This window comes from Dendrosporobacter quercicolus, from assembly GCF_900104455.1.
Classification (GTDB): Bacteria; Bacillota; Negativicutes; order DSM-1736; family Dendrosporobacteraceae; genus Dendrosporobacter; species Dendrosporobacter quercicolus.
Genome location: NZ_FNHB01000004.1, coordinates 117,069 through 136,663 on the forward strand (window position 1 = coordinate 117,069; position 19,595 = coordinate 136,663).

Sequence of the window (19,595 nt, forward strand, 5' to 3'; positions counted from 1 at the left end):
GGTTCGTGTTGTAAGGCTGTGTTTTGTATCTGCTTCGCGGTCAAATGTTTTTTTATTCGCCGAGAGCAGAATTCAAGAAGAATTTGTCTAATATTGTTTTTAGGCCAGGACTTGCCACTTGGTATTTAGCAAGAAATCTATAGCAGGGGATTGGATACTTCGCTATAATCTTATTAAATAGAAAATTATAAATATAGGCAATTTACTGAAGATGAAAGCAATGCGCGTATTTTCCAGGATCACAATGATGCAGAACGGGATGTTATGCAGCAAGCTGGCGAGTGGCTGTGCGCTTTTATCTCCGGGGAAAGAGTTCCGCTTCGCAACGGGAGGCGGGATGGCAGTTGCAAAAATTAAACGCAGGAGGTTTCCGTATGAATCCTATCCAGTTTGACTCAGCTAAGCCAATCGATATTATCGCTGTTGGCCGGGCGACAATTGACCTTAATCCGAATGAACTGCACAGGCCCTTGTCGGAGGTGGCGACTTTTTCTATGTATCTTGGCGGGTCACCGGCCAATATCGTGGTAGGTATGTCCCGTCTGGGGAAAAAAACCGGATTCATTGGAAAAATTTCCAATGATCAATTCGGTCAATTTATCACAAAGTCATTTCAAAAAGAAGGCGTTGACGTTTCCAACCTTACGCCAGCTGGCAATGGCGAAAACTTAGGGTTGACATTTACCGAAATACTAAGTCCGACTGAAAGCTCTATTTTAATGTACCGCCGGGGGATTGCCGACCTGCAATTGTCGGTGGACGATGTTTCCGAAGAGTATATCAAGAAGGCCAAGATTTTGCTTGTTTCCGGTACGGCCCTGTCGGCCAGTCCGTCCCGTGAAGCCTGCTTTTTGGCAATGAACTACGCCAAAAAGCATGGAGCGGTTATTATCTTTGACATTGATTACCGTAATTATACCTGGCAGTCCAAAGCCGAAATTGCCGTATATTATTCTCTTGCCGGCAAATTGAGCGATATTGTCATTGGTTCGCGCGAGGAATTTGATTTAATGGAAATGCTGCCGCCCGACAATGACGTCAAAAGCTATCAGTTAGCCGATAAATACCTGGAATATGGCAATAAAATCGCAATTATTAAATTTGGGAAAAAAGGGTCGGTTGCTTATTGCGGCGATACCCTGGCTTATAAGGTGGAATCTTTTCCTGTTAAACTTCTCAAATCCTTTGGCGGCGGCGATGCCTATGCCTCAGCTTTTATCTATGGCTTACTGGAGAATTGGGCGGTGCCCAAAGCATTGGAATTTGCCTCCGCCTCCGCTTCTATGGTTGTCGCCAGCCACAGCTGCTCCACAGCTATGCCCGCAGCAAAAGACATAGCAGCCTTTATTGCCGCCAGAACAGAACAGGTCGTTACTCAAATAGGCTGGAAAGACGATATCGAATAGGGACTTCCAGTACTGCACCATTCTGAAGCTGCCAGTAGGCTGAAATTCAGGGGTGGTGCAGTACTAGGCCCCGACAGGGTGGCTGGTAAGTCTGCTGACGGAAGCTTTAGCGGTCATTGATTTTCAAGAATCAATCCAATATTTAAAAAGCAAGATTTTGAAAGTTTGGTAGAAAAATCCTGAAAAGTATCTCGATGTAAGCAGAGTATCCAACAAGAAATCTAAAGAATATTGCGACTATTTCGGATAAAATGAAACTAACTAGACGGTTAAACGTTTCAGCCGCTGTCGTACGTAGGAGCGGCAATGTCTGTGAACCGGGGGGGGGGGTAACAACAGAGCCTTATCCTATATGGCTCAGCTGGACTAGTCAAATCTTAATGCTTATACGGAAGGACTGGTAGCCAGTTCACTGCTGTTCGGAGTCGCTTTGGGATCTATAGCTGATCCGGCGGCTTTTTTCAGATAAACATGGCTGCCGGAAGAATATTTTTTATTTAGCCAGCTTGGTTTTTATCACCAGGCTGGGCTGTACGTTTCTGGCAGTTTTTGGCCTTTGTTTTTTATGTGATTATTGGCGTTGCTTTGGGTCATGATGCTGGAGTCTGGCGGTACAATGTATTACGGAACGGAAATACCCGGCAATGCGGAATTCAGTACGAGGGGGTCTTGATGGCAATATTGCCAGGTGGGGTCATTTCCGTACTGGCCTGATTTGTGGGATTTGGCTTCTGAACGAGTAGGGCGCCGGCCAATACTGGCGGGCGGATTGGTACAATGATGACCCTTGCTGATAACTGGCAGTCTGCCCTTGACGATAGCGGAATCGGCATTGTTTCCCTACGTTCCTTTCATTAATGGTAACTTTCCTGCCTTTTCAGCAAGGAGCCATTTCGCCTGTGATGTGGCTCCTTGCTGAAATGCAAGAACGACCATTCCGGGATCGGCATTTGGTCATAATTCATACAAGATGACTCGTCATTCCTTGTCTCTATCATAAAGCGATGATGATATATATTTATAGGAAGGAAGTTGTTTATGATACAATGCTTTGTCAAAAGAGAGTTTGTTTCTAGTTTTTCCAAAAACAGTACTCCTAAATTGCGTTATGTCTCTCGAATTAATGCAACCTATAAGTATCCGCGGATTATGCATGGGCATCAGGACCTGCTGGAACTGTTGTTTGTGCGCAGCGGCACAGGTGTGTATATCATAAATGAAGTGCGTTATCCCATTCAACAGGGTGACATGATCATTTGCAACAGCGGGGTGCTGCATGATGAGGCGCCTGAATGCAACAGTGAGCTGAATACTTATTGCTGTGCGATCGCCGGATTGGAGCTGGAGGGAATTCGAAAGGACTGCTTAATTGCCGATGACATCTATCCGGTTGTTCCCTGTAACGAACAAGCCGCTGCTATTGAATGGATTATGGGCATGATGTATACCGAGCTTGCGGCAAACAAGGTCGGCGGGGAAGAATGCTGCCATTATTTAATGCTTGCTTTGTTAAGCAAGGTGCTCCAGCTGGTTGAGGACAACAAAGTTTTCCATGACAAAAAGCGGGATGAAATCTATCTAAAAGGAGAAATGATTAAAACTTATATCGACAGCCGGTATGATGAGGCTTTGAGTCTGCAGTCCATCAGCCGCGCTCTGAATATCAGTCCATACTATCTTGCTCATATTTTTAAAAGAACAATCGGTTATTCGCCAATGCAGTATATTACCCGCCGCAGGATTGGAGAGGCCCAGACCCTGCTCATCAATACCTGTTATTCCGTTACGCAGATTGCCTCGATGGTCGGTTATGACAATATCAGCCATTTTAATACGATGTTTTTGAAATATATCGGAATGTCGCCGCGTCAATACCGCAATACCTATACCAACGCGAAACAGGAAAAGCGATAGTGCTGTCGTTTGCCCTTGCAAGCTATATTTTTGCGGTACAAATGGTGTCTTTTATGATTAAAGGGCTGGTTGGTTTTGGCAATCCTCTTCTTTCGACTCCGCTTATGGCGATGTATTTGAATAATCATGTCATTACCCCGGCCAACCTTTTATTGGATATGCCGGTGAATGCCTGGATTGTATGGAAAAACCGCAAGAATTTTTCCCTGAAGAAAACCTTGCCTGTCCTGCTGCTGGTCATGCTTGGCGTTATTCCCGGCACACTGTTTTTAAAAATGGGGTCTCCTTGGGTAATCAAGGCTGTTTTAGGTATATTTATCATTGGACTTGGTCTGGAAATGATCACTAGAAAACGCGACAGTCAGCTGAAACCTAATCCCTGGTTACAGATCGTCATATCTTTTTCTTCAGGAATCATGGCAGGTTTATTCGGCATCAACATGTTGTTTCTGGCCTATTTTGAACGGACTTCCAGTGACCGCAATGAGTTTCGCAGTAATGTATGTTTTGTATTTTTATTCGAAAATATATTTCGCACCATTGTCTATACAGCTACAGGCGTATTCCAGCCGATCGTCTTTCAGCTATTTGCCTTATCCATACCGGCCGCAGTCATAGGCGTGATTGCGGGGAACAAAATTGACCGGAGGCTTGAGGGAAAAACAGTGAATCATTTGGTGATTATCGTCTTTATTTTGGGCGGAATCAGCATTTTATTAAAAGCGCTCATTTTTAAGAACTGAATAAGATTGAGTGTCTTGGCAAGGTTAGATGTTGGTTTTAGCCAACGTAGATTTTCGCTCCGCAAGCGACGACATGAAGCAGCCGGAGAAAGACCGCAGGACACACCTGACGTTCCTGTTTTGTCATTCATATTGACAAAGCAGGAACGTCTCCGGCTCTTGGCGTCTTGCAACGCTGAAACGGCAGGATAATGGCGAGGCTGTTTTTCGCAAGACCAAGCGGAGGAGGGCGGCATACCGGAAGTGTTCTGGCGGACTACTGGATGTTTTGACGAATTTTGCCGTTTTTTCCGGGCGGCTTAATTGAGATTGGCTGCGGCGCAAATCGGCCGGGATTCGCCTGAGCCGGCAATCTGTCCGGGTTTTGACAGAGAAATTCCACAAAAGTCAGAATTAATAGAAAAGCAAGAATTCTATAGAAACAAAAGGGAAAAATTCTTATGATAATGCTAAAGGAAATGTAAAGGAGAATGAACATGAGGGCGTTTTATGTCCAAGCAGACTGGAGCCCGAAAGACGGGTATCAGCTGTCCGAACGAGAGTTGAGCACGCAACGTGCTTTGCGGGGGAATTCGATTTGGAAAAACATTAGAGGTTCGGTTGTCGACCGGCCTATACCGGAATATGACGAGGATCAGGTTTTGCTTAAAGTCGGGGCGGCAGGCATTTGCGGTACCGATGCCCATCTTTTGCGCCGGGATGAGAACGGCTATTCCAAATATGACGGTCATTGCAAGTACCCGATTATTACCGGACATGAGTTTGCCGGGGAAATTGTTGAGGTTGGTAAAAAGGTAAAAAAATTAAAAGTCGGCGATCTGGTCAGCGTGGAATCCATGCATTGGTGTGGTGAATGCGATGCCTGCCGCCGGGGGATGTTCAATCAATGCAAGGATTTGGAAGAGCCTGGCCTTACTTATGATGGGGGATTTGCCGAATATGCCGTGGTTAAAGCGAAATATTGTTACCTGCTCAATGACATCGTCAATTTTTATGGTGATAAGATGACTGCATTTGAGCTGGGCGCAATGATTGAGCCTACCGGCGTTGCTTACAACGGATTATTTGTTCGCGGCGGCGGGATCAGACCAGGCGGGCATGTTGTCGTCTTTGGCGCAGGACCGATTGGACTTGCGGCAATATCGCTGATGAAAACAGCAGGAGCGGCCAAGTTAATTTGTTTTGAAAGTGTGCCGGAACGGGTCGAACTGGCCAAACAGTGCGGCGCTGATGCCGTCTACAATCCTATGGATTTTAAATCGGCGGATGAGCAGGCGCAATTATTAATGGAGCTTACTGACGGGGTGGGAATTTCATTGTTTGCCGAATGCGCGGGGGCGACGAAGTTTACCTATCCGGTGATGGGCAAGTCACTGGCCATCGGCGGTAAAACCGTGCAGATTGGGCACACCATTGGTCTTACACCGGTAGATATTTTTAACTGGCAATGGAATGCGGCGACCATCAGCGGCTCAAACGGGCAGTCAGGCCAGGGGATCTATCCGGATGTTATTGCCTTGATGGCGGCGGGGCGCATTGATATGAGAAAAATGGTTACAGGGCGTTACCACCTGGAAGATATTGAAGCAGGAATGCAGATTACGGCCGGCAAGGTTCTGGTTTCAACTGCGTATAAAAAACACGGTTGAAGGCAGGCTGATCAATATAAGTTATTATCCAGCGCAAAACTATCCGGTATGAAAAGGAAGTTTTCCGGCAATTTAACGAATGGAGGAGATAAAAATGGGAAAATGGCAGATTCCGGCCAAAGGCGGCAATATGGAAGCAGACAATGGCATTTATTTTCAAAATATGACGAACCGGGAGGTGGCGGAACGGCTTAAAAAGAATGACGTCATTTTAATACCGGTCGGCTCTACGGAAAACCACGGGCCGAATTCCCCTTACGGCGAAGACACCTATCTTGACACCCGGCTTTGTGAACAAGTAGCGAAAGCAACCGGTTGTACGGTGGCGCAGCCGATATGGTACGGATCACATCCTTATCATCATCTGGGCATGCCCGGCACCATCATGATACCGGAAGAAACGCTGGCTGATTATCTTTGTTATGTGTTTGCCGGATTTTGGAATACCGGTTTCCGGAAAATGATTGTCGTGAACGGACACGGGCAGGATTATGTTATACCCCTGGCAATTCATAAATTTGGCAAAAAATTTCAGGTTCCCGGTATTATTTTGTATGTTCATTTCTGGAATTGCGCCAAAGAACAGCTTGATATCAAGGAAAATGGCGGCCCTTACAATACGCCGTTTATTCACGCTGATGAAGTGGAACAATCCTGGTCGCTGGCTTTGTTCCCCGAGCTTTGCAAGCAGGAATATGCGGTTGCAACCAAACCCGCGCCAATGCTGCCGCCAGGACACATTAACAACTCGGCTGAGCGCGGTGTAGGTCCGATTAAGTGGTACAATGCGTTTGGTTCGGTAGGCATGGAGTGTATCTGCACCCCTGAAGGCATCATTGGCGATCCTACCCAGGCCGATGCCGAAAAGGCGCGCCAGGGCGTGGAAAGGACTTTAGACTATTTGGAAAAACTGGTCAATGATATTTTAGAAAAGTATCCGGCCGGCGAGCTTCCGCCGATTGACAAAGTGACTCAGCGCAAACGCGAGGATATTGAGGCAGTCATTAAAGGGCCGGTGAATGGCGGCCGTCACATTTATACCCTGACCTATTAAACTTTCATTAAACATATATGTCGCAGCTTAGCGGCTGCATAATACATCTGTATAAAGATTAGATAAAGGAGACCGGAATAATGAAAAATCGTCCAGTAAAATGTAAAGCAGCCTTTATGTATGGTCCTAAGGATTTGAGAATTGAAGAACTGGAGCTGCCGTCATTAAAGCCTAATCAGGTGCTGATTAAACTTAAAGCCTGCGGAATATGCGGTTCTGATGTCGAATGCTATGAAGGGGAATCCGCTGAAGGGCGTTACGATATAGCGCCTTATGTGCCCGGTCATGAATGGGCCGGACAGGCTGTTGAAATCGGCAGCGCGGTTACCTCGGTAAAGGTCGGAAATAAGGTTGTTGGCGATTGTGTGCTGCCTTGCAATGATTGCGCAAACTGCAAGGACGGCAAAATGCCGTCCGCCTGCCTGAATATGCGGGAACTTGGATTTCGTCCGGACTCACCCGGCGGCTGGGGCGAATATATGATTCTGGAAGAACAATACACCCATGTCATTCCTGATGACTGGGATTATGAACTGGGCGCCTGGGTGGAGACCTTCAATGTGGGATACTGGGGCGTGTGGGGCAACGGTTGCAGCCCTGACGCTTCCGACGATATCGCCATCATCGGGGCGGGCCCCATCGGTATGTGCGCGGCAATGGTTTGTGCGACTTCCGGCGCGAATGTCATTGCCATTGATCCTCTGGAAAAGAGGCGCAACAATATCTTAAATTATGGCGCCAGCCATGTGGTTGATCCGACCGCCTGCAATGTGGAGGAAGCGTTAAAAGAGTTAACCGGCGGGCGTGGTCCGTCAGTCGTTATTGAGTGTTCGGGAAATGATATTGGCATTGCCTCGCTCTTCGACATTGCCGGTCATTCCGCCCGTGTCGGTGTGGTAGGTCATTCTATTGGACGTAAGGTTCCGGTGGAAATCGGGAAAACCATCTGGAAAACACTCCGCCTGTCCGGCTCAGGCGGAACCAATAAGTGGTTTCCGAGAACCATTCGTTTTATGTCCCGGATTAAAGATAAATATGATTTCGCGGCGTTGAACTCGCATCATTACGATTTCTTTGATTTGGATAAAGCCATGGATCTTGCCTGCCATCATAAAGACATTGCCCGTAAAGTTATGTTAACTTTTAAGGATTAAACAGAATTGAATACCGCTGAAAGGGGTGGGCGCTGCATCACCCCTTTTCGGCTAAATTCCGGCAATACACTGGATAAAGGAGGAAATATGGTGTCAAAGCAGTGGAAACTTGCGGTATCTTCCGCCGATGAAGCGCCAAATACTGCGCCAATTTTACTGAAAGGCGATATCTGCAGCAATTTGCGGACCGCGTCCAGTCTTGGTTTTGATGCGATTGAAGTGCATACCAGAGAAGATGCGGACTTGGATTACAGGGCAATTGAGCAAACGGCCCAGGCGTGTGGCGCAAGAGTCTGTATGGTGATTACAGGCCGCTTAAATACGGAAGGGCGTTGTAATTTAATTGATGATGCGCCTTATATTGTCAGTGCCGCAATGCATGGCATGAAACAATACATTGATATGGCCCAAAAACTCCGGGCGGATATTGTGGTTGGCTGGGTGAAAGGCAATATTCCGCCAGGCGGCAAACGGGCAAAATATATGGACAGACTGGCCGGAAATTTAAGGGAGCTTGCCAATTACGGGGCGGAGCGGGGCGTCAAGCTGAATCTTGAAGTCATTAACCGTTATGAAGTGAATATATTCACCACAGCCGACGAAACAATGGCATTTTTAGAACACTATCAAATTGACAATTGCTATGTGCATCTGGATACCTTTCACATGGGAATTGATGAATGCGATCCGTGTGCGGCGATTCGCAGATGCAAGGGAAAACTGGGGTATGTGCATCTTGCGGATAATTCCCGCCGGTATCCAGGAAGCGGTCAGTTCAGTTTTCAGAATATTATAAAATGCATTGAAGAAATTGGCTATGAAGGATATTTGTCTGTGGAGTGCTTGCCGGAACCGGATGGAATAACTGCAGCAGAGAGAGCGGCGGGTTTTTTAAAAAGCTTATTTAAAGAAATGACTTGAAAAAGAAAGTGAAAATAATGATGACAAAGTAAAGGCGGTTTGGATTATGGCACTTGTAAATATGACGGAAATGCTGGAAAAGGCAGAGAAAGGAAATTATGCGGTAGGTTCCTTTAGTGTTTTAAATATGGAAATGATTCTGGGAACGGTTAAGGCGGCTGAAGAACTAAAGGCGCCGATTATTCTGCAAATCGCCGAGGGCAGGCTGGGCTACGCGCCGCTGGCTTTAATGGCGCCGATGATGCTGAGCGCGGCGCGGGCGGCAAGCGTACCTGTTGCCGTGCATTTAGATCATGGGTTAAGGGTGCCGACCATTCAGTATGCTCTGGATCTCGGATTTACTTCGGTAATGTTTGATGGTTCGAAAGTAACTTTGCAGGAAAATATTGAGACAACCCAAAAGATAATTCAGCTTGCCCGGAAATATGGCGCTAGCGCTGAGGCGGAAATTGGAAAAGTGGGCGGCAGCGAGGATGGCTCGGAAGATTTGGAATTAATGGCGACTCCGGTTGAAGATGCAAAGCGTTTTTATGAAGAAACAAAGGTAGATGCCCTGGCTGTGGCAATCGGGAATGCCCATGGCGTGTATAAAAGTGCGCCGCAATTGCAGTTTGACCGCTTGGCAAAATTAGATGAAGTTGTTGGAACCGCGTTGGTTTTGCATGGCGGCTCAGGGATTACGGTTGAGGATTTCCGGAAATGCATTGATCTGGGAATTCGAAAAATTAATGTGATGACGGCGGCGCTTAACCGGATTGCTGACGAAACCAAAATCCTGGCAAAGGAAAAACCAGGGTTCAATTATTTCGATTACACGCAGTGTGCCGTAAATGCCGTGTATCAAAACACAAAAGAACACATTCTTGCTTTTAGAAGTGAAAATAGAGCGTAAGGTGTAAAAGTTAAGCATTATGTTTCGTTTGACCGGTCCCAGCGGCGGATTTTAATCCGGTGGATATGAACCAGCCGTTGGAGAAAGGCACTATGTTTAAAAAATATCTGGGTCAAAAACAGCAAAATACTGCTGCTTCCCGGAACAGCCCTGGCAGTCAGCCTTCACGCGAGGTTACACTGCCGGCGCTTGAATATGCCAAAATACATAATATTATCGTAGTCTTTGATCTTGATTATTGCAGTTATACTGAAAACAAAGAAAAAATAACTCTTTACTACTCTGTCGTTGCCAGAAAAAGTGCTATAGTCCCGGGATCGCGTGAAGAATTCGCCTGATGGAAAGTACGCTTTTTCAAAAAAATGATGACCGGGCTTACCGCGGGGTTGCCCTGCGGCAATAAAATTGCCGTAATCAAACATGGCAGGATGGTTCAACCGCTTATACCAATGACGGTCAGTTTTATGCGATTAAGCCGTTTCCGGTAAAAGCCTGAAGGGCTTTGGCGGCGCGTCCGCCACCATGCTGGCCCAGCCATGCCTGCTCCGGGGATGTGCCGGCGGTTGAAGACGTAAAGTGGAAGAATTGAGGTGATGGTAAAGCTTTAAAGCAATCTGGAAAATATAAAAAGGAGGCATAATTTATGGATAACCAGAATCCCTTGGGGTCCAATGTTAAGCAGCAGGAGGTACAAACACCAAACGAAAGTAAACGTACGCCGAAAGCATATCTGAGGATGATTGCCCTTATCTCGACATTCGGAGGATTACTGTTTGGTTATGACACAGGTGTTGTTAATGGCGCTTTGCTTTTTATGGCGCAGCCGGACCAATTGAATCTTACGCCTTTCAAGGAAGGACTTGTTGCAAGCTCGCTTCTTTTTGGCGCAGCTCTGGGGGCTGTTCTAGGAGGGCGTCTGTCTGATCGATTCGGCAGAAGGAAAAATATTCTTTATTTGGCATGTGTGTTTTTCTTTGCGGCGCTTGGATGCGCACTCGCGCCGACTTCAGATATTATGATTGTGTTTCGTTTTATTCTTGGTTTGGCCGTGGGCGGCGCATCTGTTACAGTGCCGACATACCTGGCGGAAATGTCTCCCGCAGAGAATAGAGGCCGTGTAGTTACACAAAATGAACTGATGATTGTAACCGGGCAGTTTTTGGCCTTTCTAATGAATGCGATCCTGGGAAATATTTATGGGGATACCGGCCATATTTGGCGCTGGATGCTGGCTATTGCCTCAATACCGGCTGTAGTTTTATGGCTGGGGATGCTGGTGTTGCCGGAAAGCCCCCGTTGGCTGGTAGTACAAGGAAAGTTTGGCGAAGCCCTAAATGTGCTAAAGCGGGTACGGGAAGAAGAGCGTGCAGCTGCTGAATTGAAAGAAATTCAAGAAGTTGTCGATGCTGAAGCGCATTTGGAAAAAGCCAGTGCTAAGGAGTTTGCGGTAACGCCCTGGATTCGGCGGCTGTTGTTTATTGGAATTGGGGTTGGCATTATTCAGCAGATTACGGGTGTAAATGCCATTAATTATTATGGAACGCAGATTCTGAAAGAGGCCGGCTTTAGCATGCAGGCTGCGTTGATTGCCAATACGGCAAATGGCGTTATTTCAGTAACGGCGACTTTAGTGGGCATGTGGTTATTGGGGAAACTTGGTCGACGGACTATTTTTCTTATTGGGCTTACCATGACTACCATTACGCAGTGCTTTATTGGTGTTTTTTCAATGACTTTGTCTGATCAACCGTTTTTTCCTTATCTGATTCTGTCGATGACAGTAACGTTTATGGCTTTCCAACAAGGGTGCAGTGCACCGATTACCTGGCTTATCATGTCTGAAATATTTCCGCTGCGCCTGAGAGGAATTGGGATGGGGACCGTCGTATTTTTTTCGTGGATAGCCAATTTTACCGTCGGGTTATGTTTCCCGGTCTTTCTGCATGGCATTGGTTTATCGCAAACTTTCTTTATATTCGCATTTGGCGGTTTAATGGCAATTTTCTTTGTAGCCAAGTGGCTGCCGGAGACCAAAGGACGTACGCTTGAACAATTGGAGCATTGTTTCAGAAATTATAAAACTATAGATTGCAGAAAATTATAAATTGTTCAAATTCATTCTCGCAAGGCGGAATATCAATGAATAAACGGTTGCGGAACTGAGCCTTTTTCAATGATGATTTTAACAGACTGTTTTACCTTTCTATGCGGCAATTGACTGGGCAGCGTTGCCAAACTGCCCGTTAAAATGATAAGTTAGGAGATGAAGATGGCTGTGAAACTTGGTATGAATGAAGCTACATGCAAAGAGAATTCCACACTGGAGCAAGACCTGATGCTTTGTGAAAAGTATCATTATAGCTATATCGAAATCCGGCTGGATATGCTGAAAGACTATTTGCAGCGACACTCCATAGCAGAACTGCAGAGCTTTTTTGCTGCAAGCAATGTCAAACCTTATGCGTTTAACTCTATCGAGGATATTAATTTTCGTACGGAAGAACAATGGGCAAAGGTCGTTGAGCTATTTACTTTTGCCTGTGAGGCAGGGCAAAAAATTGGCAATCCCTACATTGTTGTTGTTCCCACAATGGACGATGCCATGATTAACAAGACGGAACAGGAAATATTTGAAGACAGTGTAAAAGTTTTGCGTAAGTTGTCCGATATTGCGGCCCCGTACGATATGAAGCTGGCTTTTGAACCAATCGGAAATCCACGCTGGTGCGTACGGAACCTGAGGCAGTGCATGGCTATTATTGATGCTGTAGACCGTCAGAATGTCGGGGTGGCAATAGATGCCTTCAATCTTTTTCTCTATGATAAACTGCAGGATATGGCAGCCATCGATCTGGTTCCGGCGGAAAAAATATTTGTTTATCATATTGATGACAGCGAAAATCTGCCGCTGGCAGAGCTGGATCATTGCCACAGGCTGTTTCCCGGCGACGGGGTTATCCCATTGGCGGAAATTACCCAAAGACTTCATAAAAAGGGGTATGAGGGTGTTGCGTCAGTAGAGCTTTTCCGGCCGGAATACTGGGCTATGGACCCGGACGATGTTTTTCGGCTGGCAGCGGAGAAGACGCGCAAATTTCTATGAGCGGCAGATGACCATACAATATTTTTGGGGGAGAGAAAACGATGTCAAGAGTGGTAAAAATAGGTATTATCGGGACAGGAAGAATCGGTAAGCTGCATGGCAACAATTTGGCATTTTCAGTGCCGAATGCAAAACTGGAAGCTGTTGCTGATGTGCACATGAATAGTGAGATGCGGACTTGGGCCCAGGGGTTAGGGGTAAAGAAGATTTACAATGATCCGGCCCAGATTTTTAACGATCCGGAGATTGAGGCAGTGTTTATCTGCTCATCTTCAGAGTCTCATGCCGATCTGCTTATTCAGGCGGCTCAAGCCAAAAAGCACATTTTTTGCGAAAAACCAATTCATACCGATGTTGTTAAGATTAAAGAAGCGCTGGCGGCGGTAGAACAAGCCGGGGTTAAATTGCAGGTGGGTTTTGTGCGGCGTTTTGACCATAATCATAAAAAGGTGAGAGATATCGTGGCTTCAGGCCGCATGGGCAAGCCGCACATTGTAAAAGTGACTTCCCGTGACCCTGAACAACAGCCCATGGAATATATCGGCACATCCGGCGGAATATATGCTGATATGACCATTCATGATTTTGATATGGTGCGTTATTTATCCGGCAGTGAAGTAACAGAGGTAACCGCAATCGGCGCAGTTAATATTGACGAACGCATCCGTCAATTCTCCGATGTGGATACCGCAATTGTTCTGCTGAAATTTGCAAACGGGGCAATTGGGGTAATTGACAACAGCCGGGCTGCCCGTTACGGTTACGATCAACGGGTTGAGGTGCATTGCGACAAAGGTTGTGTACAAAATTCCAATGATCTTATTGATACTGCGGTGATTAGTACCAAAGAGGGCGTTTTCAGTGAAAAGCCCAAATGGTTTTTCCTTGAGCGGTATCATCAGGCTTTTGTCGATGAAGCGCAAGCGTTTACCAATATTGTTTTACAGAATACGGAATCCCCCGTTACGGGCTATGACGGACTAATGCCGGTATTAATCGCCCAAGCCGCGCAAAAGTCAATGGAGGAGGGGCGGACAGTCAAGTTAACGGAATTGGTGGTATAAGCCGGTAGCTGTTGTTTCCGGCAGCAGTGACAGGCAGTATAATAACGGATAAAACGAAGAAACAGGTTCCTTGTTTGCTTTTGCAAACAAGGAACCTGTTTCTTCGTTTTACAACTAAGGCGGCTTCCGGCTGCTGCCTTTGATTTCCCCTTATCCCTGGTTAATGAGCCCCTCTTTGTTGTTTTGTCACAGCCGCAGGGTGGAAATGGCAACACGGACTTTCTTCATATTATCAATCAGCAAATCAGGATGCTTGAGCATCACTCCGGTATAGAGCAAATCAACGATGGCCAAATGGATCAAGCGGGAGGCCATCGCATCGGAACGGTAATTGATTTCCCTGGCCATGCCGAATAGAGCAATATCCGACTGCTGGCTGAGGGGGGATCTGATATAGCTGGTGATGGCAATTATAGTCGCTCCGGATTGCTTGGCGATCCGGGCAGCTTCCAGAATTTCTCTGCTGGCCCCGGTATGGGAAACCGCAATGACCACATCGCCGGGGCGGAGTAAGGCGGCAGAGCTGATTTGCATATGGCTGTCGGCGTAAAAACGGACTGGAATACCGAAGCGCAGAAAACGGTGTTCGATATCGGCGGCAATGATGGCCGAGCCGCCTGAACCGTAAGCGTCAATCCGCCTGGCCGCGGTCAGCGTCTGAATTGCGTTTTCCAGCGCACTGTAATCTAATAGCTTTAGAGTGTCCTGCAAGCCCTCGTTAATATTGCCAAAGATTTTAGCCGAAAAAAGCTCGGCCGAGTCATCAACGTCAACCTCCCGCGACACTGATTCCATAGGGGAGAATATATCGCCGGCCAGGGCGATTTTTAAGCCCTGAAAGCCGGGAAAGCCGAGTTTACGGCATAAGCGAAAAATAGTGGCTTCGGCGCTCCGGGCGGCTTCGGCTAGCTCTGAAATGGTCATATGAACGACGTCGGCCGGGTTATTCAAGATATAATCGGCTATTTTTTGTTCGGCTTTGGTCAAATCACTATGCATGCTGCGCAGTACCGGCAAACATGATAAATGGGTTGGGGTTTCTGACATAGTATCCTCCGAGGTTCAGTCGTATTGTTGGTATAGGTTAATTGTACAGAATTGACGTTGAACCTGCAAATAAATAATTTTTTGAAATTTTATTTCATATAGATATAAAAAATAGAAAAAAATATTGCAATAAGCCGGCAGCTAAGTTTATAATGAAAATGAAATTAATTTTTATTATAAACTTATAAAATGACATAAAAATATCATAAGAGGAGCAATCGAAATGAATCAGGCCATGGATAAGATGCCGGTTTACCAGCGGGCAATTGCCAAAGCTCATTTAGGCTCGTGCGGGGCAAAGTATCGCGATTTGGGCAAACCCATCATCGCTGTAGTAAATACCTGGAATGAAATTGTTCCCGGGCACTGTCATCTGCGGGATTTAGCGGATGAGGCCAAGCGGGGAATTGCACTCGCCGGAGGTCATGCCCTGGAGTTTAATACAATTGCAATTTGCGACGGGATTGCCCAGGGGCATCGCGGTATGCGTTATGTACTGCCCAGCCGCGAATTAATTGCCGACTCAATAGAGGCCATGATCTGTGGCCACGGAATTTTTGACGGAATGGTTTTGCTGGGGTCCTGTGATAAGATTGTGCCCGGACTGTTGATGGCGGCGGCCAGAATGAATATACCCTCCATTGTTGTAACCGGCGGGCCAATGGTCAATGAAATTAAACCCTGGCAGTCCAAGCAAGCCCGTCAAAGCTTTTTACAGGGCGGAATATCGGAGGAAGAACTGTTTGATATTACGCTGAAATATTACCCCAGCGCCGGTGTCTGCCCGTTTTTGGGAACAGCCAATACCATGTGTCTGGTTACCGAGGCTTTGGGTATGTCGCTGTCAGGTTCGGCGGCGGTCCCGGCACTGAGCGCCGAGCGTAAAGCTGTCGCCTACAACAGTGGTCAGGCGGTTATGCGGCTGCTGAAACAAACGATTAGACCCCGGGATATTATGACCCCCAAGGCCTTTCATAATGCGATTGCCCTGGTAGCCGGGATTGGCGGGTCGCTCAATTCCATACTCCATTTACCGGCGATTGCCCATGAATGCGGTCTTAAGGTAGCCTATGAGGACTTTGACCGGATCAGCCGGGTTACGCCGCTCATTGTCCGGGTTTCGCCGAACAGCACGGACTATACGGTGGCCGATCTTTATCCGGCCGGCGGTATTCCGGTCATTATGAAGGAACTGCAGCCGGTGCTGCAGCCTGAGGCCCTAACGGTTGACGGCGTGGAAGTAGCGCAGTTATTGACTGACGCTCCGGCTGCTGACGGCCGGATCATCCGGTGTTTTGACGAGCCGTTTGCCGCTGAAGGCGGAATTGCAGTGTTGTCCGGTAATTTAGCGCCGGAGGGAGCAGTGGTAAAAAGTTCGGCCGTTCCGCCAGAATTGTGGTGTTTTTCCGGCCCTGCCCGGGTGTTTGAGTCGGAAGAAGCATGTACCAGCGCACTGGAGGACGGCCTGGTGCAACCCGGCGAGGTCATTATTATCCGCAATGAAGGCCCGGTAGGCGGCCCGGGAATGCGGGAAATGCACCGGATTACAGAACTTATTGTCAAACTGAACAATGTTGCGGTAATCACCGACGGTCGTTTTTCCGGCGCCTCAGCCGGTTTGTCTGTTGGCTATTTATCACCGGAAGCCGCCGCCGGCGGACCAATCGCCCTGGTCGAGACCGGTGATCAAATTATGATTGATATTGCCAAACGTTCCCTTCACTGGGAAATTAGCGAGGCTGAGCTGAAAAGCCGCAGGGCTGAACTGCAAAAACATCAAATGAATGAGCCCAGTGCTTTTCTCCGGCTGTATGGGCAAAGCGCTGCCCCGGCCGCCGACGGGGCTGTACGGCGCAGCTGAGGCTACCCGCTTGACGGAGCTCCGGCCGGAATTGATTTTCCGGCTGAAGCCGCCGGGCGGCGGTTCCGGCTACGTGCAGCGAACGGTAGGTGTGCTGTTATAAAAAAACTGATTATTCAAAATATACCTAATGGACAGAGGTGTTGCGAGCGGTTAACCGGATGCTGCAGACAATTGCGGGAGGGGGTGATGCCGGAGACTACGGGGGTTCTGTGATCGGTAAGGAAAGATAAGAGGAGGTCTGATGTATGTTAATCGGATATGCTGTTATTGCGGTATTCTTACTTCTAATCATGATTACGCGGTTTAAAATCAATCCCTTTGTGACGCTGATGGTCGTATCTGTCTTTCTCGGCCTGGCGGCGGGAATGCCTTTTGACAAGATTGTCGGCTCCATTCAAGCCGGTTTAGGCAACACTCTGGGTTTTATTGCCATTGTTTTGGGACTTGGCACAATGCTGGGCAAGATGCTGGAAGAGTCCGGCGGCGCTGAACGGATTGCCCAGACGCTGATTCGGGCGTTTGGCAAAGAACGGGTTCACTGGGCAATGATGTTTGTTGCCTTTATTGTCGGTATTCCGGTGTTTTTCCAGGTTGGCTTTGTCCTGTTAATCCCGCTGGTATTTACCCTAGCCAAGGAAACCGGACTTTCTTTATTGAAACTGGGCTTGCCGCTGGTTGCCGGATTATCGGTGGTCCACGGTTTAGTGCCGCCTCATCCGGCGGCGATGGCGGCAGTGGACATTTTTAAGGCTGATGTAGGCAAGACTATTTTATACAGTATTATTGTCGGGTTGCCGACAGCCGCGCTGGCCGGGCCGGTATTCGCCGCTTTTATTGCGCCCCGGATGCCGCATCTGCCGGTGCCGGAAGCCTTCTCCGGCCAGATCAAGGCCGGCCGGGCTGACCATGAGATGCCCGGATTTGGCATTACCGTGCTTACGATCTTAATGCCGGTCATTCTGATGCTGCTGGGGACAATTGCCGATTTGACGATGGCGAAAACCAGCGCCTGGTACGGATTTTTAAAATTTGTCGGCAGTCCGTTTATTTCGTTGCTGTTGTCGTTGCTATTCGCCTTTTATACATTCGGACTTAACCGCAAGTATAATATGGCGACAATCGGCCGGTTTTGCGACCAGTCTTTGCCGGCAATGGCCGGTATTCTAATGGTGATTGGCGGCGGCGGCGCTTTTAATAAAGTGCTGCTGGACAGCGGGATTGGCAGCGAGATTGCCAATCTGGCGGCTTCCTTTGAGCTTAATCCTATCCTGCTGGCCTGGACGATTGCCGCGATGATCCGGGTGGCTACAGGCTCGGCGACTGTATCAATGATGACTGCAGCGGGCATTGTAGCCCCAATGGTGATGAATCAGGGCACAATTGCACCGGAATTGATCGTTCTGGCCGTAGGTGCGGGTTCGTTAATCCTGTCTCATGTCAATGACGCCGGCTTTTGGATCATTAAAGAATATTTTGGCATGTCAGTGACGGATACGTTAAAAACCTGGACCGTTTTGGAAACCATTATTGCTGTGGCTGCACTCATCTTTATTTTACTGCTGGCCCAGGTGGTCTAAACCCTTGCCTGGCGTCCGGCCGGGCGCAGGTTAACCGGTCGGAGCCAGGCTTAATTAAGAAAACATTGTCAGAGGAGGAACTGCGGAATGAAAGCAGCAGTGTACAAAGGAATTGAGGAAATAGAAATTGAGGAGCTGGAAAAACCAGGCCTTACGCCCGGTTCTATTCTGCTGAAAGTCAAAGCCTGCGCTATTTGCGGTGGTGATTTACGTACTTTCCGGCATGGACACGCGGCAATCAAACCGCCAATTGTGCTTGGCCATGAAACTGCCGGTGAAATTGTCGAGACAGCCCCGGAGGTGAAAAATTTCCGGGCGGGAGACCGGGTGATTGTCGCGCCGGGCATCGGCTGCAATCATTGTTCCTACTGCTCGTCGGGCTGGCAGAATATGTGCTACACCAGGACCACGATCGCCCATCATTATAACGGTGGCTTTGCCGAATACCTGCTCATTCCGGCCGGGGCTGTCACCGCCGGCAATATCAACCGGATACCGGATGAGGTTACTTATCTGGAAGCCTCGCTGGCCGAACCGCTGGCCTGCGTTTTAAATGGGCAGGAGGTAATGAATATCGGCCTGGGCGACAGCGTGGCCGTCATTGGCGCCGGACCGATTGGCTGCATGCATGCCGAGGTGGCGAGGGCCAGAGGGGCGGGTAAGGTAATCTTAATTAACCGCAGCGCCCGGCGGCTGGAGGAAGCGAGAAAATTCGGCTATGATGCTTATGTTGATTTGAGCGCCACTGACGGCATTGAGGCAGTTATGGAATTGACCGGGGGCCTGGGGGCGAATGTAGTCATTGTTACGGCTGGAACGCATGAAGCTCAGAACCTGGGGATCGCAATGGCCGGTAAAATGGGGAAAGTGTGTTTGTTTGCCGGATTGCCGAAAAGTCAGCCAAGCATTGCATTTGATGTTAATCATGTTCATTATCGGCAAATTACCGTATATGGGGCGTTTTCTTCCGCGCCGCGCCATAATGCTTTGGCGTTGGAATTGATCCGCAGCGGCAAAGTATCGGCGAAAAAACTCCTAACCCATGTGGTTTCGCTGGATAAAATCAAAACAGGGCTGGATTTAGTCAATGAGAGAGCTGGCTTACGGGTTACGGTAAGCCCGTTTATTGATGAGCTGACGGAGGAAATTGCCGGACATCCGGGGGTAATTGTAGTAAAATAGTTTTCATTTTAGGACGGGGAGAGGG

The 19,595-nt window shown here is 47.9% G+C and carries 16 protein-coding genes; 15 read left to right on the top strand and 1 reads right to left on the bottom strand.

Annotated elements, in window-relative coordinates; genetic code table 11:
• Positions 1-374: 374 nt before the first annotated feature.
• The 12 genes from iolC to iolG all read left to right on the top strand — a co-directional run bounded on the left by iolC (position 375) and on the right by iolG (position 13,900).
• Positions 375-1,406: a 5-dehydro-2-deoxygluconokinase gene (gene iolC / locus BLR06_RS09855; protein WP_092072214.1), complete on the top strand. Its 1,032-nt coding sequence runs from the start codon at positions 375-377 to the stop codon at positions 1,404-1,406.
• Between the two features lie 1,038 nt (positions 1,407-2,444).
• On the top strand, positions 2,445-3,320 hold the full coding sequence (locus BLR06_RS09860; protein ID WP_092072217.1) for an AraC family transcriptional regulator: 876 nt from the start codon (positions 2,445-2,447) through the stop codon (positions 3,318-3,320).
• Positions 3,320-4,063 carry a sulfite exporter TauE/SafE family protein gene (locus BLR06_RS09865; protein WP_092072221.1) on the top strand — a complete coding sequence of 248 codons (744 nt, stop codon included), beginning with the start codon at positions 3,320-3,322 and terminating at the stop codon, positions 4,061-4,063. Before BLR06_RS09860 ends, BLR06_RS09865 begins: the two co-directional genes overlap by 1 nt.
• A gap of 476 nt (positions 4,064-4,539) precedes the next feature.
• Positions 4,540-5,712 carry a scyllo-inosose 3-dehydrogenase gene (iolM, locus tag BLR06_RS09870; protein WP_092072224.1) on the top strand — a complete coding sequence of 391 codons (1,173 nt, stop codon included), beginning with the start codon at positions 4,540-4,542 and terminating at the stop codon, positions 5,710-5,712.
• Between the two features lie 94 nt (positions 5,713-5,806).
• Positions 5,807-6,766, top strand: a complete 960-nt coding sequence (gene iolN / locus BLR06_RS09875) for a 3-dehydro-scyllo-inosose hydrolase (protein WP_092072227.1) — start codon at positions 5,807-5,809, stop codon at positions 6,764-6,766.
• An 80-nt stretch (positions 6,767-6,846) separates the two neighbouring features.
• Positions 6,847-7,920 (top strand): zinc-dependent alcohol dehydrogenase, encoded by a 1,074-nt coding sequence (locus tag BLR06_RS09880; RefSeq protein ID WP_092072230.1) that lies wholly within the window; start codon positions 6,847-6,849, stop codon positions 7,918-7,920.
• An 87-nt stretch (positions 7,921-8,007) separates the two neighbouring features.
• Complete coding sequence (locus BLR06_RS09885) at positions 8,008-8,841, top strand: sugar phosphate isomerase/epimerase family protein (protein WP_092072234.1); 834 nt, start codon at positions 8,008-8,010, stop codon at positions 8,839-8,841.
• 46 nt (positions 8,842-8,887) lie between these two features.
• Entirely contained in the window at positions 8,888-9,733 is an 846-nt protein-coding gene (locus BLR06_RS09890) for a class II fructose-bisphosphate aldolase (protein WP_092072237.1), read from the top strand.
• A gap of 92 nt (positions 9,734-9,825) precedes the next feature.
• Positions 9,826-10,071, top strand: a complete 246-nt coding sequence (locus tag BLR06_RS19540; protein WP_092072240.1) for a hypothetical protein — start codon at positions 9,826-9,828, stop codon at positions 10,069-10,071.
• A 305-nt stretch (positions 10,072-10,376) separates the two neighbouring features.
• Positions 10,377-11,837: a sugar porter family MFS transporter gene (locus BLR06_RS09900; protein ID WP_092072243.1), complete on the top strand. Its 1,461-nt coding sequence runs from the start codon at positions 10,377-10,379 to the stop codon at positions 11,835-11,837.
• 165 nt (positions 11,838-12,002) lie between these two features.
• Positions 12,003-12,836 (top strand): sugar phosphate isomerase/epimerase family protein, encoded by an 834-nt coding sequence (locus tag BLR06_RS09905; protein ID WP_173812860.1) that lies wholly within the window; start codon positions 12,003-12,005, stop codon positions 12,834-12,836.
• Positions 12,837-12,877: 41 nt separating this feature from the next.
• Positions 12,878-13,900 carry an inositol 2-dehydrogenase gene (iolG, locus tag BLR06_RS09910; protein WP_092072246.1) on the top strand — a complete coding sequence of 341 codons (1,023 nt, stop codon included), beginning with the start codon at positions 12,878-12,880 and terminating at the stop codon, positions 13,898-13,900.
• Positions 13,901-14,086: 186 nt separating this feature from the next.
• Here the strand turns inward: iolG and BLR06_RS09915 are convergent, their stop codons facing one another.
• Complete coding sequence (locus BLR06_RS09915; protein WP_092072248.1) at positions 14,087-14,947, bottom strand: MurR/RpiR family transcriptional regulator; 861 nt, start codon at positions 14,945-14,947, stop codon at positions 14,087-14,089.
• A 223-nt stretch (positions 14,948-15,170) separates the two neighbouring features.
• On the opposite strand from BLR06_RS09915, the gene ilvD reads away from it, so the two are divergent.
• From ilvD to BLR06_RS09930, 3 genes are all read left to right on the top strand, one after another.
• Positions 15,171-16,808 carry a dihydroxy-acid dehydratase gene (gene ilvD, locus BLR06_RS09920; RefSeq protein ID WP_092072251.1) on the top strand — a complete coding sequence of 546 codons (1,638 nt, stop codon included), beginning with the start codon at positions 15,171-15,173 and terminating at the stop codon, positions 16,806-16,808.
• 248 nt (positions 16,809-17,056) lie between these two features.
• On the top strand, positions 17,057-18,388 hold the full coding sequence (locus BLR06_RS09925; RefSeq protein WP_092072254.1) for a GntP family permease: 1,332 nt from the start codon (positions 17,057-17,059) through the stop codon (positions 18,386-18,388).
• An 87-nt stretch (positions 18,389-18,475) separates the two neighbouring features.
• On the top strand, positions 18,476-19,570 hold the full coding sequence (locus tag BLR06_RS09930) for an alcohol dehydrogenase catalytic domain-containing protein (protein WP_092072257.1): 1,095 nt from the start codon (positions 18,476-18,478) through the stop codon (positions 19,568-19,570).
• Positions 19,571-19,595 lie beyond the last annotated feature (25 nt).